The sequence below is a fragment of the Paraburkholderia sp. A1BS-2L genome (assembly GCF_051125205.1).
Taxonomy (GTDB): domain Bacteria; phylum Pseudomonadota; class Gammaproteobacteria; order Burkholderiales; family Burkholderiaceae; genus Paraburkholderia.
On the sequence record NZ_CP120431.1, the window covers coordinates 284,484 to 301,233 of the forward strand.

Annotated in this window: 15 protein-coding genes and 2 pseudogenes; 10 read left to right on the top strand and 7 right to left on the bottom strand. The window is 62.7% G+C overall.

The window, feature by feature from the left end:
• Positions 1-291: 291 nt before the first annotated feature.
• Positions 292-675 (bottom strand): ATP-dependent protease, encoded by a 384-nt coding sequence (locus P5W98_RS31165; RefSeq protein WP_421028286.1) that lies wholly within the window; start codon positions 673-675, stop codon positions 292-294.
• Positions 676-1,365: 690 nt separating this feature from the next.
• On the opposite strand from P5W98_RS31165, the gene P5W98_RS31170 reads away from it, so the two are divergent.
• Entirely contained in the window at positions 1,366-1,662 is a 297-nt protein-coding gene (locus P5W98_RS31170; RefSeq protein ID WP_421028287.1) for a DUF4148 domain-containing protein, read from the top strand.
• Between the two features lie 173 nt (positions 1,663-1,835).
• The gene (locus P5W98_RS31175; protein ID WP_421028288.1) at positions 1,836-2,168 is read left to right on the top strand and encodes a hypothetical protein; all 333 of its coding nucleotides are present in this window, start codon (positions 1,836-1,838) and stop codon (positions 2,166-2,168) included.
• A gap of 70 nt (positions 2,169-2,238) precedes the next feature.
• Here P5W98_RS31175 and P5W98_RS31180 read toward each other — a convergent pair whose 3' ends face one another.
• Positions 2,239-2,934, bottom strand: a complete 696-nt coding sequence (locus P5W98_RS31180; RefSeq protein ID WP_421028289.1) for a GntR family transcriptional regulator — start codon at positions 2,932-2,934, stop codon at positions 2,239-2,241.
• A 190-nt stretch (positions 2,935-3,124) separates the two neighbouring features.
• Between P5W98_RS31180 and P5W98_RS31185 the strand changes: the two genes are divergently transcribed.
• From P5W98_RS31185 to P5W98_RS31215, 7 genes are all read left to right on the top strand, one after another.
• Positions 3,125-4,018 (top strand): HpcH/HpaI aldolase family protein, encoded by an 894-nt coding sequence (locus P5W98_RS31185; protein ID WP_421028290.1) that lies wholly within the window; start codon positions 3,125-3,127, stop codon positions 4,016-4,018.
• 28 nt (positions 4,019-4,046) lie between these two features.
• Positions 4,047-5,207 carry a pyridoxal phosphate-dependent aminotransferase gene (locus P5W98_RS31190; RefSeq protein ID WP_421028291.1) on the top strand — a complete coding sequence of 387 codons (1,161 nt, stop codon included), beginning with the start codon at positions 4,047-4,049 and terminating at the stop codon, positions 5,205-5,207.
• A 120-nt stretch (positions 5,208-5,327) separates the two neighbouring features.
• Positions 5,328-6,398 carry a porin gene (locus P5W98_RS31195; protein WP_421028292.1) on the top strand — a complete coding sequence of 357 codons (1,071 nt, stop codon included), beginning with the start codon at positions 5,328-5,330 and terminating at the stop codon, positions 6,396-6,398.
• Between the two features lie 46 nt (positions 6,399-6,444).
• Positions 6,445-7,584 carry an aminotransferase class V-fold PLP-dependent enzyme gene (locus tag P5W98_RS31200; protein ID WP_421028293.1) on the top strand — a complete coding sequence of 380 codons (1,140 nt, stop codon included), beginning with the start codon at positions 6,445-6,447 and terminating at the stop codon, positions 7,582-7,584.
• 37 nt (positions 7,585-7,621) lie between these two features.
• Entirely contained in the window at positions 7,622-9,025 is a 1,404-nt protein-coding gene (locus P5W98_RS31205; protein WP_421028294.1) for an amino acid permease, read from the top strand.
• 16 nt (positions 9,026-9,041) lie between these two features.
• Complete coding sequence (gene ltaE / locus P5W98_RS31210; RefSeq protein ID WP_421028295.1) at positions 9,042-10,046, top strand: low-specificity L-threonine aldolase; 1,005 nt, start codon at positions 9,042-9,044, stop codon at positions 10,044-10,046.
• A 23-nt stretch (positions 10,047-10,069) separates the two neighbouring features.
• Entirely contained in the window at positions 10,070-11,194 is a 1,125-nt protein-coding gene (locus P5W98_RS31215) for a cupin domain-containing protein (RefSeq protein ID WP_421028296.1), read from the top strand.
• 19 nt (positions 11,195-11,213) lie between these two features.
• Here P5W98_RS31215 and P5W98_RS31220 read toward each other — a convergent pair.
• Positions 11,214-11,915, bottom strand: a pseudogene (locus tag P5W98_RS31220) (LysR substrate-binding domain-containing protein); the annotation flags it as partial.
• A gap of 1 nt (position 11,916) precedes the next feature.
• On the opposite strand from P5W98_RS31220, the pseudogene P5W98_RS31225 reads away from it, so the two are divergent.
• Positions 11,917-12,348 (top strand): annotated as a pseudogene (locus tag P5W98_RS31225) (MBL fold metallo-hydrolase); the annotation flags it as partial.
• Between the two features lie 36 nt (positions 12,349-12,384).
• On the opposite strand, the gene P5W98_RS31230 reads toward P5W98_RS31225, so the two are convergent.
• The 4 genes from P5W98_RS31230 to P5W98_RS31245 all read right to left on the bottom strand — a co-directional run bounded on the left by P5W98_RS31230 (position 12,385) and on the right by P5W98_RS31245 (position 16,725).
• Positions 12,385-12,741 carry an STAS/SEC14 domain-containing protein gene (locus P5W98_RS31230; RefSeq protein WP_421028297.1) on the bottom strand — a complete coding sequence of 119 codons (357 nt, stop codon included), beginning with the start codon at positions 12,739-12,741 and terminating at the stop codon, positions 12,385-12,387.
• Positions 12,742-12,832: 91 nt separating this feature from the next.
• Positions 12,833-13,159 carry a DUF4148 domain-containing protein gene (locus P5W98_RS31235; protein ID WP_421028298.1) on the bottom strand — a complete coding sequence of 109 codons (327 nt, stop codon included), beginning with the start codon at positions 13,157-13,159 and terminating at the stop codon, positions 12,833-12,835.
• Positions 13,160-13,312: 153 nt separating this feature from the next.
• Positions 13,313-15,691, bottom strand: coding sequence for a plasma-membrane proton-efflux P-type ATPase (locus P5W98_RS31240; protein ID WP_421028299.1), 2,379 nt, complete (start codon positions 15,689-15,691; stop codon positions 13,313-13,315).
• Between the two features lie 143 nt (positions 15,692-15,834).
• Positions 15,835-16,725 (bottom strand): amino acid ABC transporter substrate-binding protein, encoded by an 891-nt coding sequence (locus tag P5W98_RS31245; protein ID WP_421028300.1) that lies wholly within the window; start codon positions 16,723-16,725, stop codon positions 15,835-15,837.
• Positions 16,726-16,750: the final 25 nt, after the last annotated feature.

The window sequence follows — 16,750 nt, forward strand, 5'->3', positions numbered from 1 at the left end:
TGCGATCAGGCAGTGAAAGCTGCACTGCGAAATGACCGCAACCGGGCGAGAGTACGCATCCGCCCGCAGTGAAGGTTGACATTCGTGGTCGCGCGGATACCAATGGCTGAAGAATGACCTGAACGGAACCGCCGGCCCAGTGGGGCCGACACCTGAATGCCTGTTCGACAGTACGAGCGAACGACGCTCCCGAGCCGCAGCGGCGAGTCACGACCGTCCCTCAACTCACGCGTGGCAAGACATCGGGACTATCAAATTCCTCAATCGGAAAATCCCGATGGAACGCGATGATCAAAGATCTCCGCGTACTTCACCGGTGCCCAGCGCGCTTCGCTGCCGGTTGACCTCCCCCCAAAGCGCATCGCTATCGTCATCGCGTAGCAGGATCACCCAGTTCAGTTGATTGTCGGACACGCCGAAGTATTCCCGGATTTCCGTGCGGACGGCATTGACGAACTGCGCGTATTCCGGGGTTGCCTGGGCCTGCGCGTGCAAGGCGTCGTATTCCGCATCGTCCATGCCGCCGCCGTGCTCGTCGATGTAGCGCGAGATCCACTGGTCCCGTTCGCGGTCGTAGTCGGCCTCGGCGCGCATCGCCTGTACAGCCGTGTAGAAGTCCAGTTGGGCAAACGCGGCGATCGTCGCCGTTGTTGCTTCGTCGAATGTCGTTGTCATCCCATATCTCGTGTTGGTCGTGGCACATCATCGCACGGGCCGCACACGGACGGGTTTCGTTGCATCGGCGGGGGTTCTTTCACAAAACGCTTGCTAGCGTACTGGCAGTCCTGTTCGAACCAGAACATCAGTCGCGCCATGCGCACGGCCGATCGCTCGCGCGAGAAAACTCGCACAAAAGTGTTTGGCAACGTCAAACGTTTCTACAATCCGAGGATAATGGGCATGTACCTGTGCACTGCCGCCCAGCCGCTTTTCCATACCAGCCGGAGGCAGTCCATTTCCGCGGCTGGTAAATATCAAAAGAACAATCGATGCATTGCAATTGACGCCCATAGCCAAACGCCCTTTAAAAAATGTCGGGCCCAACATTTGGGCCGCCATCGATGTGATCGAGCAACGATTCGGCGGAGAACTTGCACGAGCGGGAGTGCGCGCAGCCAAGCTGTTACTGTCTCCCAACGTTCTGAGCCGTTTGCCGAACGTGAATATCGCGGCACGGGCTAGTGACGTTTCGTGAGTCTCCTTCGACGCAACCGGCGAGCAGAAGCACTAGAGTGTGAAGTATCGATCCAGTTTCCGGCAGATGTCGCTTTCCCATAGTACGTGTCCTTTCCTTCGATCGCGCCGGCACGGGCAGTGGCATCGCACGCGCTTGCGTTGCGCCAATCAGACGTGTGGAGATGCTTCATGGAAAACTTCCAGAGAAACCGCTCGACGCTTGTTGCGCTGGCGTTCCTGCTGGCGGGATGTGCCGCTGGCGGCATGCCGCAAAGCGGTCCCCATCTGAGCCCAACGGAGTGCCGCGACCTGGTCGCGCTAAAAAGCAATCCGTCTCCTACAAAGGAGCAACGCCAGGCCGAGCTTTCGGCGCTGAGGAAAGCGGGCTATGACCCGTCGCCATGGAACGATGACCCGAACTACCCGGACGATCTGCACGCGGCGCAGCGCCTGGTCGATCAGTGGGTTCAAACGGACTGCCGGTAGTGGCGACGCCGGTGGGAGGCGCTGGAATCGGACCAAGGTCCGATATCCAACGAACGAGACAGCGGGTAGGCTAAAACCTTCCGCAGGAAACTGACACACGGACACCCATAATGACGAGCTTACGGAGTTGCCGGAAATCGCGCGGAGAGAAAGGTGTCGTCGCGAGACGACTCATGCTCGCTGCTGTGTGCGCCGGCCTGCTGCCTCTGGCGGGATGTCCGTATTACTACGCGCCGCCTCCCGGCACCGTGGTCATGCAGCCTGCGAGTTTCGACCGGTCCTTTGCCGCCGCTGCAGGTGCGATGCGCGACGAAGGGGTCGCGATCACGGTTCAGGACCCCGGCACCGGCGCGATAGCCGGAACCGCCGCCGGCGGCACGGTCACTGCGAACGTGCGCCAGCAAGCCGATGGCAGCGTGATGGTGCAATTCAATTCCGGCAATGCACAAGATCCTTCGCTGCTTGGGCGCATCAACCGTAGTTACGATCGGCGCATGGGTCGCTAGGTCCGGGCCTTCCGCCCGGCAATGACAGCTCAGTGGGGCTCGGGCAACGCGTGCTCGCGCCCCGCCTCGATCACGGATTCTGGCCGTCCACCGACACGAAATAGCGCTGCTCGGCATTGAGAATGAATTCGAGCATGGCGGCCCTCACACGCTTCGAATCGCGCTCGAGGAAGCCTTGCAGCAATTCGCGCATGCCTGCCAATGCAATCTTTTGCGTCGACGGGTCGGTCAGCGTGAGCGATCTGACTTGCTGCGCGTGGTCGGTAAACCGCCGAATCGTGTCCTGTAGCCGACTGTTCTGTACGGCCGAGAGCCAGACATCGCGAAACTCCACATTGGCTGCCATCAACGCAGCGCCGTCCCGCTTTTCGCAGCTTCGGACGGCTTTCTGGTACGCGCGCTTTAACGCAGCGTCCTGCACGTCCGTCAGCACCGCGGTTGCACCCGCTGCGGCGCTCGGCTCAAGCAGCCTGCGGACTTCGAAAATCTCATGGACGTCATTGTTCGTCAGCCTCGGGATGACGAAACCGCGCGTGGTGCCGACCAGAAAACCCTCGTTGACGAGGCGCACGAGCGCCTGACGAACAGGCATGCGCGTGCAGCCGAATTCGTTGGCGATTTCGTAGTCGAGAATCCGATCGTTCGGCCCAACGTCCCCGCGCTGCATCCGAGCGCGGACTTCCTGGTAGATGGTCTCGGTCAGTGTCGTTTGCGTGAGCGCGGTTCTGACCGGCGCTTTGGGAATCTTTGTAACCCCTCTCGTCATGGCGGCCGTTCCGTAAACTGAATTCTGAATTTGATAGTCATTCTCGGCCGCCGGGGCGCGAATTGTCAAGGCGGCCACGGGGCCGCCAGTCCTGTCGGCCTATCGGTGAAAACCCATCTCGGTAAAACCCCGAATTCCTCGCAATAAAATGCTCTGACGCGAGCCGGAAAGAAATTTTGGAGGCAGTTCGTTGACATCAAAATATATCCACAGTAATGTTCCCGCTATCCCAAAAACTGAATTCAGTTTTTTGTCGAGTCGGGCCTTTCGGGCTCGGCGGCCCACTCCAGGAACGAGGCGTAAGTCCATGCTTTTTCGCTCGCTGAAGCCACTGCTGGCCGATGAACATCCTCTTCGTCTGATATGGCTGGCGCTGGGCAGTGCGCCGATGGTGGAGTTTGCCGCTCAGGCAAATCCGGACGCGATCGTCATCGATCTTCAACACGGCTTGTGGGAGCGCACTACGCTTGAAGCGGCCATTGGCGCGGTGGGCACGCGGGTGCCGGTGATTGCCCGCTGCGCGGAAAACTCGCACAGCGCCATCTCACAAGCGCTCGACGCCGGCGCGGCTTCGGTGCTGGTGCCGCTCATTGAAACGGCGGACGACGCGCGCAGGGCAGTATTGGCAGGACGATACCCGCCGGTGGGGAAGCGCTCGGCCGGCGGCGTGCGGCCGCTAAGGGCGGGGTTCGAGGCAATGCGGGACGCGGATCGCGAAGTAGCGATTGGTCTGATGATTGAAACGGCCGAGGGCGTGGAAAACGTCGAGGCTATTGCCGCGACCCCGGGCGTCGACTATCTGTTCATCGGCACCGGCGACCTGGCCATGTCACGCGGCACCGTCGATAGCCAGGTGATCGACCGCGATTGCGAGCGCGTTGTGCGTGCTGCCTCGGAAAACGGTTTGCCGTGCGGCATCTTCACGGGCAACACGCGCGCCGTACATCAGGCATTCGAGCGCGGATGCCGGATGGCCGTGAGCGCCAACGACATCGACGTGGTGAAGCAAGGCTTTCTCCAGGTGCGAGAAGAAGCGAAGGACGATGCGCGCGGTTCGACGCAAGGCACGCGCTTTTCATTTTGATCGGACTCCAAAGGAACGAGAGGACGCGATGGATATCACGAGACGAGCAATCGCAGCGATGCCGGATTCGCCGATCATCGATGTCTGGCGCCTGGGGATCGGCCGCAATGACGTCATAGGCCTGTGGGCCGGAGAGAGCGACCTGCCGACACCGCAACCGTTTTGCGATGCCGCCAGTCGTGCGCTGGCGGCGGGGCACACGTTCTACTCGCCTAATCGCGGCATTGCCGAGTTGCGCGATGCGATCCGCGCATATTACGCGCGGCTTTGCGGCATCGCCATCGAAGACGAGCGCATTTCCGTCACGTGCGGCGGCATGAATGCCGTCACGCTCGTGGCGCAAGCGATCATCGAGCCGGGCGACAACGTCGTGTGCGTGACGCCGTCGTGGCCCAACATTCTGCGCGCCGTCACGATTGCCGGCGGCGACGTGCGCAGCGTGCCGCTCGGTTACGGCGACGACGGGTGGCATCTCGACCTGCAGCAACTCTTCGACGCCTGCGATGCACGCACCCGGGCCATTTACTATGCCTCGCCAGGCAACCCGACAGGCTGGACGATGGAAGCCGGCCGGCAGCGGCAACTACTCGAATTCGCGCGTTCGCGCGGCATCGCGATCCTCGCGGACGAGGTGTACCAGCGCATCGTGTACGACCGGACCTATGCGCCTTCGCTGCTGGAAATCGCCTCGCCGGACGACCCGGTCTTCGTGATCAACAGCTTCTCCAAGGCTTGGCTCATGACCGGCTGGCGCATGGGATGGCTCGTGTATCCGCGTGCGATGCTCGGTACGTTCGAGAAGCTCGTCCAGTTCAACACCAGCGGCGGCCAGGCGTTTCTGCAGGCGGGCGCGGCAGCGGCCCTCAATGAAGGCGAGGCGATTGTCGAAGCGTTTGTGGCGCGCTGCCGCGGCGGCCGGCAGATCGCGCTCGATCGCCTGCGCGCGATCGACGGTCTGCATGTGGTCCCGGCCAGCGCGTCGTTCTATCTCATGTTCAGTATCGACGGCGTCACCGACACGCTCGAATTCTGCAAACGCGCCGTGCACGAGGCCGGCGTGGGGCTCGCGCCGGGCATCGCGTTCGGTGCGGAGTCGGCGCATCAGATTCGCCTGTGCTACGCGCGCAGCGACGCCAGCCTGATCGAAGCGATGGACCGGCTCGAAACACTATTGCGTAAGGGAACCTGAGCGCCCCTGAGCGGCTCCGCTCAGCCCTGAGAGGACTGTTCGAGCCAGGATTTCGAAGGGCCCACTCCGGAGGCTAACCGGAGAACCATTATTCATCCCACGAGGAGACAAAGCAAAATCATGCAACGCAAACTTCACGCCGCGATAGCCATGCTGGGAATTGGTCTGACGGGCAGCGCTTTCGCGCAAAGCTCCGTCACCCTGTACGGCATTGTCGATCAGAGCATTCGTTTCACCAACAATTCGAACGCGGCTAACGACAACCAGGTACAACTGACTAATGGCGCGATCACGAATAGCCGCTGGGGCCTGAAAGGGGACGAGGACCTGGGCGCAGGCATGAAGGCGGTGTTCCGGCTCGAAAGCGGTTTCGATCCGCAGACCGGCAAGCTCAATCAGGGCGGGCGTCTGTTTGGCCGCTACGCGTACGTGGGTCTGGAAAGCCAGTACGGCACCGTCACGTTCGGCCGCCAGGGGACAGAGGCCTTCAACTTCTTCGGCGACTTCGATCCGCTGACCGTCGGCAACTATACGGCGAACTCATGGCCGTTCTTCATGACGGTAGGCCGCATCGACAGCGCCGCGACCTACACCGGGCAATTCGGCGGCCTCCATCTCGGCGCAACCTATGGGTTTGGCCAGCAGCCCGGCAGCCTGAGCAAGAATTCGTCGTGGAGCGTGCGCGCCTCGTATGACCTCGGTCCGGCGAGCTTTGGCGGCACGTATCAGCAAACGCGCGATCTCAGCAACAACATCCAGCGCATGTGGGGTGTAGGCGTGAAGTATGCCGCCGGTCCGGCGACGCTGTTCGCGGGGTACCTGGGCGGGCAGGACGGCACGGGTACCGTCGACGAGGCGCTCAACGACCCGAGCCGCACCGTTATCACCGGCTCGCCGTCGGCCAATCAGCGTCGCGACATGACGCTCTATACGGGCGCGACTTATCAGGCGACACCCGCGCTGGCGCTCACGGGCGCGTTCTACTACGACGACATGCACAACCTCAACGGCTACGCGGCCAACAACGGCGAGCGTTACACGGGCGTGCTGCTGGCCGAATATTCGCTGTCGAAGGCCACGCAGGTTTACGGCACGGTCGACTACAACCACGTTTCGGGCGGCGCGTACACGGAGCTGCCGGGCAAGAGCAACCAGACCGGCGTCGCGGTGGGCATCCGCCACATGTTCTGACGCGCAGCGCGTCACGACGCCGGTCATACTGAAAGGAACCCAATTCATGAATCATCCCGCCGATACCGATCGCTCTGGGTGGCTGCTGTATCACTCGGTCGGCATGTTTCCCGGGCAGGAGGACGCGGTACGCGCCGCGCTCGACACGTTTGCATCGAGCTGGTGCCGCCCGGACCTGCAACGCTGGGACTACGGCCTTGCCGCCCGGCGGCAGGTGCTCGATCAATGGGCCACGCTGGTCAATGCGCCGGCCCACGCCGTGTTTGCATCGGAGAACGTCACCGATGCATTTGCGCGCTTCGTCGGCGCGCTCGGGCGCAAACGTCTGGCTGGACGTCGCGTACTGATCTCCGCGGATTGCTTCCCGAGCCTGCATTACATGCTGCGCGGGCTCGAACCGGTGCTGGGCTTCACGCTCGATACGGTGCCGCTCGCGCCGGACGCGGCCTACATGACCGACGACGAATTCATTGCCCATTGGCAGGAAGACGTGGCGCTGGCCGTCATCACCTGGGTCACGTCGACTGCTTCGAAGCGCGCCGACGTCAAGCGCCTGGCCGCGCACGGTCGCGCGCAGGGCAGCCTGATTGCGGTCGACATCACGCAGGGCGCGGGCATTCTCGATTTCGACGTCATGCAACCGGCCGTCGATTTTGTCGCGACGACCACGCTCAAATGGTTGTGCGGCGCACCGGGCACCGGGCTCGCGTACCTCGATCCGAAGCTGATCGACAGCGATATGGCGCCGCTCGTGCAGGGCTGGTTCAGCCAGCCCGATCCCTTCAACTGGGATCTCTCGCGCTTTTCGCTGGCGCCCGATGCGCGGCGTTTCGATGGCGGCACGCCGTCGTTCCTGCCGTTTGTCGCGTCGGGGCCTGGCCTCGCGTGGCGGCTCTCGCCCGACGCCATCGGCATGCGCGAGCACAACCTTGCGCTGTCGCATCGGTTGATTGCGCTGGCCGACGCCAAAGGCTATGCGGTGCGATCGCCGCGCGACGATGCGCAGCGCGGCGGCAGCGTGATGGCCGATCTTCCCGCGCACGTCGATCCGCACGAACTGGAGGCCACGCTGGCGAAGCACGGCGTGCTCGTGGATACGCGCGGCAGCACCGTGCGCATGTCGCCGGGCGCGCTGACGACGCATGCCGTGCTCGACACGTTGTCGGCGCTGCTACCGGAAGCCTGATCTGCTTGCGAAATACATTCGACAAGGAAATAACGACATGGACGAGACAAACATTACCGCGCGTGAGAAGGGCTTGCACAAAGCCCTGACGCAGCGGCAAATTTCGATGATCGGCATCGGCGGGGCCATTGGCACGGGCCTCTTCATGGGCAGCGGCATTGCAATCGGCTACGCGGGCCCCGGCGTGCTGATCAGCTACGCGATCGCCGCGCTGATCGCCGTGATCATGGTGTTCAGCCTCGCGGAGATGGCCGTTGCGCATCCGACCGCGGGCTCGTTCGGCACCTACGCCGAGATGTACCTGAGCCGCTGGGCCGGGTTTGTCGTGCGCTATACCTATTGGGTCATCGAAGTGGTTGCGGTCGGCGGCGAGGCCATTGCAGTGGGCCTTTACATGGGCTTCTGGTTTCCGGGCATTCCCGTGTGGCTGTGGTCCATCGCGTTCGGCATTGCGCTGATCTACGTGAACTGCCGCTCGGTGAGCAACTTCGGTTCGTTCGAGTACTGGTTCGCGCTGATCAAGGTGGTGGCGATCCTCGGCTTCATCGTGGTAGGCCTCGCGCATGTGTTCGGCATCGGCACGGGGTCGCCCGGCGTCGGCCTGCACAACCTGACCGGTTTGCCGGGCGGATTCATGCCGCATGGCTTCAGCGGCGTCTGGATGGGCGTGCTCATGGCGATCTTCTCGTTCTACGGCGTCGAAATCGTGGCCGTGACCTCGGGCGAAGCGAAAGATCCGACGCGCGCCATTCCGCATGCGTTGCGCTCGATGGTGTTGCGCCTCACGCTCTTCTATATTCTCGCGCTCGGCATCATGGTGGCTTATCTCCCGTGGACGGAAGCCGGTGCGAAGGTGGTCCAGCAAAGCCCGTTCGTGAAGCTCTTCGCGCACGCAGGCATTGCGCACGCGGCGGGGCTGATGAACTTCGTGGTGATCACGGCGGCGCTCTCGAGCATGAACACCAACATCTACCTGTCCTCGCGCACGTTGTTCTCGCTCGCGCGCGGCGGCTATGCACCGCGCTGGATCGGCGCGCTGACTGCGAACGGCACGCCGCTCGTCGCCACGCTGATTTCGGGCGCCGGCGTGCTGGCCGCCGCCGCGGTGTCGTTCTTCAGCCCGCTCGCGTACAACTATCTGTTCGGTATTGCCTTGTTTGGCGGCATCTTCGTGTGGATCGTGATTCTGGCCACACACCTGCGCTTTCGCCAGGCATGGAAAGGCCGCACGCTGCCGGTTCGCATGCCGCTGTTCCCGATCGCGCAGATCACCGGCATTGCATTGCTGAGCGCGATCTTGATCACGATGGGACTCGATACCGAGTTCTGGAACATCTCGTGGATCGTTGGCGTGCCGTGGCTGATCGCCGTTTCCATCGTGTACTTCGTCTACCGCAAACGGCTGGCGCAGTCGGTGGTCGCCAACGGCGCCAGCGCCTGATCCGGGAGACGACCACATGATCGATCTGCGTAGTGATACCGTGACCCGTCCGCGCCGGGGCATGCTGGCCGCCATGGCCGCTGCGCAAGTGGGCGACGATGTCTGGGGCGACGATCCTACCGTGCTTCGTTTGCAGGCGACTGTCGCCGAGCGCACGGGCAAGGAGGCGGGACTGTTCCTCCCGACCGGCACGCAGAGCAATCTGGCTGCGCTGATGGCGCATTGCGGGCGCGGCGACGAATTCATCGTCGGCCAGGCCGCGCACGCCTACCGGGACGAGGGCGGCGGCGCGGCCGTGCTGGGGAGCATCCAGCCGCAGCCCATCGAAAACGCAGCCGATGGCTCGCTGCCGCTCGAGAAGATCGCTGCGGCCATCAAGCCGGTCGACATCCACTACGCGCGAACACGCTTGCTCGCACTGGAAAACACCACTGGGGGAAAAGTGCTGCCCGGGGGGTATGTCGCCGAGGCCACGCAACTCGCGCGCGAGCGCGGGCTGTCGACGCATCTCGACGGGGCGCGTGTCTGCAATGCCGCTGTTGCTTCGAAGCAGTCGCTCGCGGCGCTGTGCGCCCCGTTCGATTCGGTGTCGATGTGTTTTTCGAAGGGACTCGGTGCGCCCGTGGGCTCGGTGCTGGTCGGCAGCAAGGCGGTGATCGAGGCGGCGCGCCGCTGGCGCAAGATGTTGGGTGGCGGCATGCGGCAGTCGGGCGTACTCGCAGCAGCGTGTCTTTACGCGCTCGAACACAACTTCGAACGCCTCGCCGAAGATCACGACAACGCGGCCTGGCTTGCCGAAGGGCTCGCGCAGATCGATCGGGTAAAGGTTTTGTCGCACGCCACCAATATGGTTTTTGCACAATTCCCGCAGCCGCATTGCGCACCGCTCGAAGCGTGGCTCCGGGAACGCGGCATTCTCACCCAGGTGTTATATGGTTCCCGTTTCGTCACGCATCTGGACGTTTCACGCGCGGACATTGGCGTGTTCGTTAATGCGGTCAAGCAGTATTTCAAGCGCTGATCTCCATTCCCCGGAGCGTTGTCATGAGCAAAACCGACGATCTGTTATCCACCCGGCAGCCCATTTCCGGCATGCGTCGATGCCAGGTACTGATGGCATGCGACGAGTTGAATCCCACCCTTGAATTCCTCAAGAGAACGCTTGGGCTGCGGATCGACGCCATCTTTCCAGCCGATAACCCTTCAACCGCGATGCTCTCCGGGCATGGCCTGTCGATTCGTCTTGGCGTAGGCCTCGCCAACGGCGTCAAAGAGTTGCGAGTGTTGTGTGACGATCCTGACCAGCTATCGTCCGGCGCGCGAGAACTGGTTGCGCCGAACGGGGTGCGCATTCGCCTCGAAGCAAACGATCCACCACTTCGTCAGCCAGAGACAATTCAGGAACTCGCGGTGTCGCATCTGGATGAAGACGCGCAGTGGAACGTCGGGCGGGCCGGGCTTCGTTATCGCGATCTGCTGCCGGCCAGGCATGGTGGCGCGTTTATCGCATCGCACATTCGTATTCTCGATGGCGGACCGGTTCCCGACTACACGCACTTTCACAAGGTTCGGTTCCAGACGATCTTTTGCCGGAAGGGCTGGGTGCGCGTCGTCTATGAGGGGCAGGGCGAGCCATTTGAAATGCACGCGGGAGACTGCGTGCTGCAGCCGCCGACCATTCGGCATCGCGTGCTGGCAAGCTCGGCTGGGGCGGAGGTCGTCGAACTCAGCAGTCCGGCTGAGCACATCACCGTGGTCGACCATGAAATGGTGCTGCCGACACCGGCGACGCATCCCGTGCGGGATTTCAATGGCCAGCGCTTCGTGCGTCACGTGGCGGCGTCGGCAAAGTGGGCGCCGTGGCGCATCGCGGGTTTTGAGGCGGCGGATACGGGGATTGGCGCGGCTACCGAAGGCGTAGCCGGGGTTCGCGTCGTGCGGCCTGCCGGAGAGGCGAGGCGCCGGACGCAGACGCACAACACCGAACTGTGCTTTTTCTATGTGCTGTCGGGGCGGCTCGATGTCGTCGTGGACGGCGACCGTTATACGCTCGCATCGGATGCGAGCGTCACGATCCCCGGTCATGCGCGGTATGCATTCGAGCACTACTCGGATGATCTCCAGTTGCTTGAAATTACGCTGCCAGACCAGTTTTTGATCGGCGATTGATATCGATCTCGTGATGTGCTCAGGCGCTGCTTTCAGGCGCCGGGCCTCTGGCTTCGTCAAAAATCCAGTTCGCAAATGCCTGGAGCGGCCCTGCACTCGATTCGATGGATTCAGGAAGAACGAGGCAGAAGTTTTTGACTACCCCTTTACCGTCGGGCCAGGGCGCGACCAAACGGCCTTGTTCGAGCTCCGTTCCGACGTAAAGACGCGGCACCAGCGCAACACCCAAGCCGGCTAGCGCCGCCTCGATCAGCATGGCATGGAGGTCATAGCGTGCGCCAACCGCCGAGTTGGTCAGCGCGATGCCGCACTCCTGGGCATAACGCTGCCAGGCGTCCGGATTCTGTCGCCGGTGCAGACGTGGCAGATCATCCAGCGATGCGTCTGCACCGGCGTCTTCGAGCAGCGCCGGACTGCAGACGGGCACCAGCACCTCCTCCCGCAGCCGATATCGATGCATCCCGGCCCACGCGGGGTGCTCAAAATGGATGGCTGCGTCGAAACCGCTACCCGCAAGAACGAACGGCTCCATGCGCTCGGCGATATGCACGGTGATGTTCGGATGCCGAGTCTGAAAACGCTTGAGCCGAGGGATAAGCCAACGGGTGGCAAAGGTCGGAATGGCGGCGATATCGATGCTCGCGCCTTCAACGGGCTGCCCCATCAGATACAGGCTGTCGCGTTCCAGCCGTTCGAGTATCTCGCGAACCTGCGCCGCGTAGCAAGATGACGGAAATCTGGCGCGTGCCAGCGAACGGGCACGCGGAAATTTCCTGATCGCGCGCCAGGTGTTCGATAGCTACAGGGACAAGCTTCGTACTATCGCTGAGGGGGACGTGCTCCCCGGTATCAGCGCGGTGCCGTTGCCGGGGCATACGGACGGTCACACCGGATACCTCCTTGAATCACGCGATCAGGGCGTGCTTGTCTGGGGGGATATCGTTCACTTTCCTCACATCCAGATTAAACGGCCAGACGTATCGATCGCATTCGATCAAAACCCGTCGCTCGCGGCCACTACACGGTCACGGCTTCTGGAGCGGGTCAGCGCGGACGGGCTTTTGATCGCTGGCATGCATTTGGGGGTGCCCGGTTTCGCGCGAATAAAGCGAACGACGGGCGAATACGGTCTGCATTACGAAACAGATGCCTGAAGCGACGCGCACGGCGATGCCGTGACCACCGCCTGATCAGGCGGTGATCCAGGCCCGCGCCTGTTCCAGCTCGTTGACGTGGAAGGCCTTGATTTCAGCCTTCGTGAAGAACCGCGCCAAATGCATCGATGCACGAATCCAGCCGGCGTCGGCCACCACGGCAGCGCGCGTGATCTTGCGGGCGAGGGGGACACCGAGCGTCATGTCGGTCCACAGCGCCTTCGGCTCGATGCCGCTGAAATGCTCGATGCGTTCGAGCACGCGGGTCTTGCCGTTCAGTTCGATATCGCTGCGCATGCGCTCGATGGTTTCGCGCAATTCGTGGTCGGTGATTTTACCTTCGACGGTTATTTCGACGACCGGGGAATCTGAGGTGGTGTGATACAGGATCATGGTGGACTCCTCGCTTGGGAGAGTGCGGCTCAGGCACGAATGCGCCTCGCGTTCGATAACGTCTTCATGGTACCCCTTTCCCATGCGGTTCTCAGCCGGGTTGAAGGTGCGGGCACTCTGTCTGGAACCAATAGTCAACCAGGCGCTGCGCCGCTTGTAGATCATCCGGATAGTACGGGTCGTCGAACCAGGGCGACGGGTCGTAACCCGCTTTCCTCAGGGCCGAGAGTTCGCTTTGGTGTTGCGCCATCGTAGGCGGCGCGTTGCTCTTCAGCGATGCAAGGTCGCGGCACTCCGTTGGACTGAGGTGCGGGCCGGCATAAGGCGGCGGCATGCCGCTGTAGACACAACCGGCGAGCAGAAGCACCAGCGCGGCAAGAAGTGCGGAGCGTATTCCTGGCGGATGCGGCTTTCTCATGGCGCGTGTCCTTTGCATTGAACGCGCTGGCGCCAGGCGGTGGCGTGCGTCCGGCCGGATCCAGCGTTGTGCGTTCTTTCACAAATTGTAGGCGCTATGTAGACGTTAGACGGCTGGAGGTGTCCGCCGGGCTCCATGACGTGCGAGCGTCATTTACGCGCCGCTGAACATGAAACGCCGAAACACGACACTCTTGATCCGATCGAGAAGGACAGCGAACAGGACGACGGCACAGATCAAGGCTCCAACGAGTTCCGGTCGGACGGCTGCCATCAGCGTTCCGGTTACGGCCATCGAACTCACCAGGACGACGTCGATGGCGCTCGCACACGCCATGAGCGTCCCGGGAGCGAACGCCCACATTCGCCCGTCGTTGCGGAGCACATAAACATTGGCCTGCGTCGTGAATACCAGCAGCAGGAACACGATTGTCTGCATTTGCCCGGCACTCAGCCCAAACTGGGTGCGCGCCACGCCATACAGCGATAGCGTGAACACAAGCGAAACGGCTGCGAGCACGGCTGAGGCGCCGACAAGCTGGCCGACTCGCCAGCGCTGGGGCTGGGTCGCCGGTCGGACGCGGTCGGCTGCGATGCTCATCGTGACGAAGTCATTGGCGAACAGCAGCAACACGATCAGCCGCGGCGAGATCACGAAGCCTTTGGTGAGCCAGAGACCCAGTGTGAGGAAAACGACGATCTCAAGTGTCTTGACGATTTTGTTGAGAACATACGTAAGCATGCGCCGGTGCACTTCGCGCCCTGTGCCGACCACGGTCAGGACACCGCTCAGACCCGGATCGGTCAGCACAACGCCCGCTGCGGCCTTGGCCACATCCGTGGCACTGGCCACGGCGATCCCGAGTTCGGCCTGCCGTAGCGCGGGCGCGTCATTGACGCCGTCGCCGGTCATTCCCGTGATGTGTCCTGCCCGTTGCAGCGCGCGGATGATGGCATGCTTCTCTTCAGGCAGCACGCGGGCGAAGATGTCGCATTTTTCGGGATGTCGCAGGTCGTCTTCGCGCGGAACGCAGATACGCGTGCCCAGCCCAAGTCGTTGTCCGATGGCCCGCGCGGTCTCCAGCGCGTCTCCGGTGGCCATGCAGACTCTCACGCCAAGCTGGCCTAGTTTGGCGATGAGTTCGGCAGCGTCCTCCCGAGGCGGATCGGAGAGGCCGATCAGGCCTACAGGCCGGATCGCGCCCACTGGACCCGCCGCAACCGCGAGCACGCGCGCGCCTCCAGCGGCCAACTCCCTTCCGGTGTCTTGCGCGGCCTGGCGTTGCGCCGCGCTGGCACCGCAATGTTCGAATACTGCGCTGGTCGCGCCTTTCAGGGCATGCCACTCCTGCCCATCGACGACGTAGATGCCTTCGCTGAATCGGCTTGCCGGATCGAAGGGCTGAAAATGCGCGCGCGCGGGCACCGGGGCAGTCTGCGCGCTTTTGCGATGGGCAAAAAGGATCGCGAGATCGAGCGGATCCTGCGATGCATCGTCGCTCGCCATTGCTGCAGCGCGCAAGACGGCGCCCTCGTCGGCGTCAGCCAATGCCTCGACCCCGACGACAGACAGGGCGTTCTGCGTCAATGTACCGGTCTTGTCGGATAGAAGGGTGTCCATGGCTGCAGCTTCCTCTACCGCAGGCAGCCTCGTGACGAGAGCCCCCTGTTTTGAAAGGCGTGTGCTCGCGATAGCCGTGGCCAGGGTGTAGGTCGCCGGCAAGGCGACCGGAACGGACGCGACGAGCAGCAGCAATGCGAACACCACGGTATCGCCCAACGGCAGACCATGCGTGACGGCGTAAAGGACGACCAGCACCACGAGCACGAGGTCGAAAGCGACGAGGCGCTTGACGATCGAGAAAATCGTGCGTTGCATATGGCTGGGCGCGCTGGACGTGCGCACGAGTTCCGCGGTCCGCCCGAAGCAGGTTCGCGAGCCGGTGGCAATCACTTCGCCGCTGGCTTCGCCCTGATGCACGATCGAACCGGTGTACGCGGGCTGCCCGGGACCGGCGTCGACGGCGAGAGACTCACCGGTCAGGGCCGACTGATCCAGCGTCACGGCTCCATCGAACAACGCGAGATCTGCGGGGATGATATCGCCCGCCCGCACGCGCACCACATCTCCGGGAACCAGTTGCGCGGCGGGACGACGGCTCCAATGCGCGTCGCGCAGCACGCGCGCGTTGACCTGCAATTGCCGGCGCAGCAAAGTCAGTGCGTCCTGCGCGCGCTGCTCCTGTACGAAGGCAACGAGGGCGTTGAAAGCGAGCAGAAACAGGATAACCAGCGCCTCCTGGCCACGATGAAGCATCACCTGCAGCGCGATTACCGCTTCGAGCATCCACGGCACGGGGCCCCAGAGCTTGCCGAGAAGCTGGCGCCATCGCGGCGTGCGAACCTCTTCGATGGCATTGACGCCGAATAATTGCAGGCGGCGTTGCGCCTCGGCCGACGCAAGTCCCGTCGCACGGTCGGTGGTCGGCAGGGCTTCGGCGGCGTCAGCGCGAGGTCCGGCGGCGATTGTCATCGTGATGCCTGGTCAGCGATGGTTGGGGTGCGCTGTCCGGTGCGGGCGCGACATGCGCCGGGCACCCTCGAGGCATATCGCGACGCCAGCCACTTGCGGTCATTTGCGCCTGTTCTGCGCGAAGTGAAGACGCGCGCGATCTGTCATTGTGCGGGGCGATCGCTGCGCGCGTTCAGGTTTGCCTTCAGCGCAGCGCTCATCGGCATTTTGAGGTTTGCGCCGCGCGGTGGAATCGGCGATTCGAACCACTTTGCGTACAGGCGCGTGAACTCGCCGCTCTTCATCAGCCGGGTCAGCGTGCCGTCGACGAGCCGTTTGAACGCCGGATCATCCTTTCGCACCATACACGCGTATGGCTCGATCTGCAGCGCCTCGCCGGCGACTTCCCACGTATCCGGGTCGCTTGCGTTCGCACGTAGCCCATAAAGCAGAACGTCGTCGAGTGCGAGCGCCGCCGCTCTATTGTTCGCAACGTCCTGCAGCGCTTCGGCGTAATCCTTTGCGAGCACCACGTCCGCTTCGATGCGCTGCGTGTTGAGTTGGCGGCGCAAGACCGTCTCATTGGTGCTGCCGCCGACGGTCGCGACGACCTTGTGTGCGAGACCCGCGTAGTCACCGATGTGTGATTCACGTTTGGCCATCAGTCGCGTGCCGGCATAGAAGTAGTTGATCGAAAACGCGACGTCCTTGCCGCGCGTCGATGTATTTGTCGTCGATCCGCACTCCAGATCAACGGTGCCGTTGACGAGCAACGGAATCCGGTTTTGCCCGGTAACGGGCATGTAGACGGTGCGCAGGTCCGGCTTTCGAAGTGTCTTTCGGACGTCATCGACAATGGCTTCGGTCACATCCACCGAAAATCCAACCGCCTTATGCGGCGTCAGCAGATAACTGAAGGGGACCGCGGATTCCCGATACGAAACGACGATCTGATTGGTTCGCGCAATCTTGTCCAATGTCTGGGCCTGAGCGGCCGTCAATGCGGCAAGGCCGACAAACGCTGCGGCGAGCGCCGCAATGGGTTGATGGATCATGATGCCTCCCGGGTCGCGATATGAG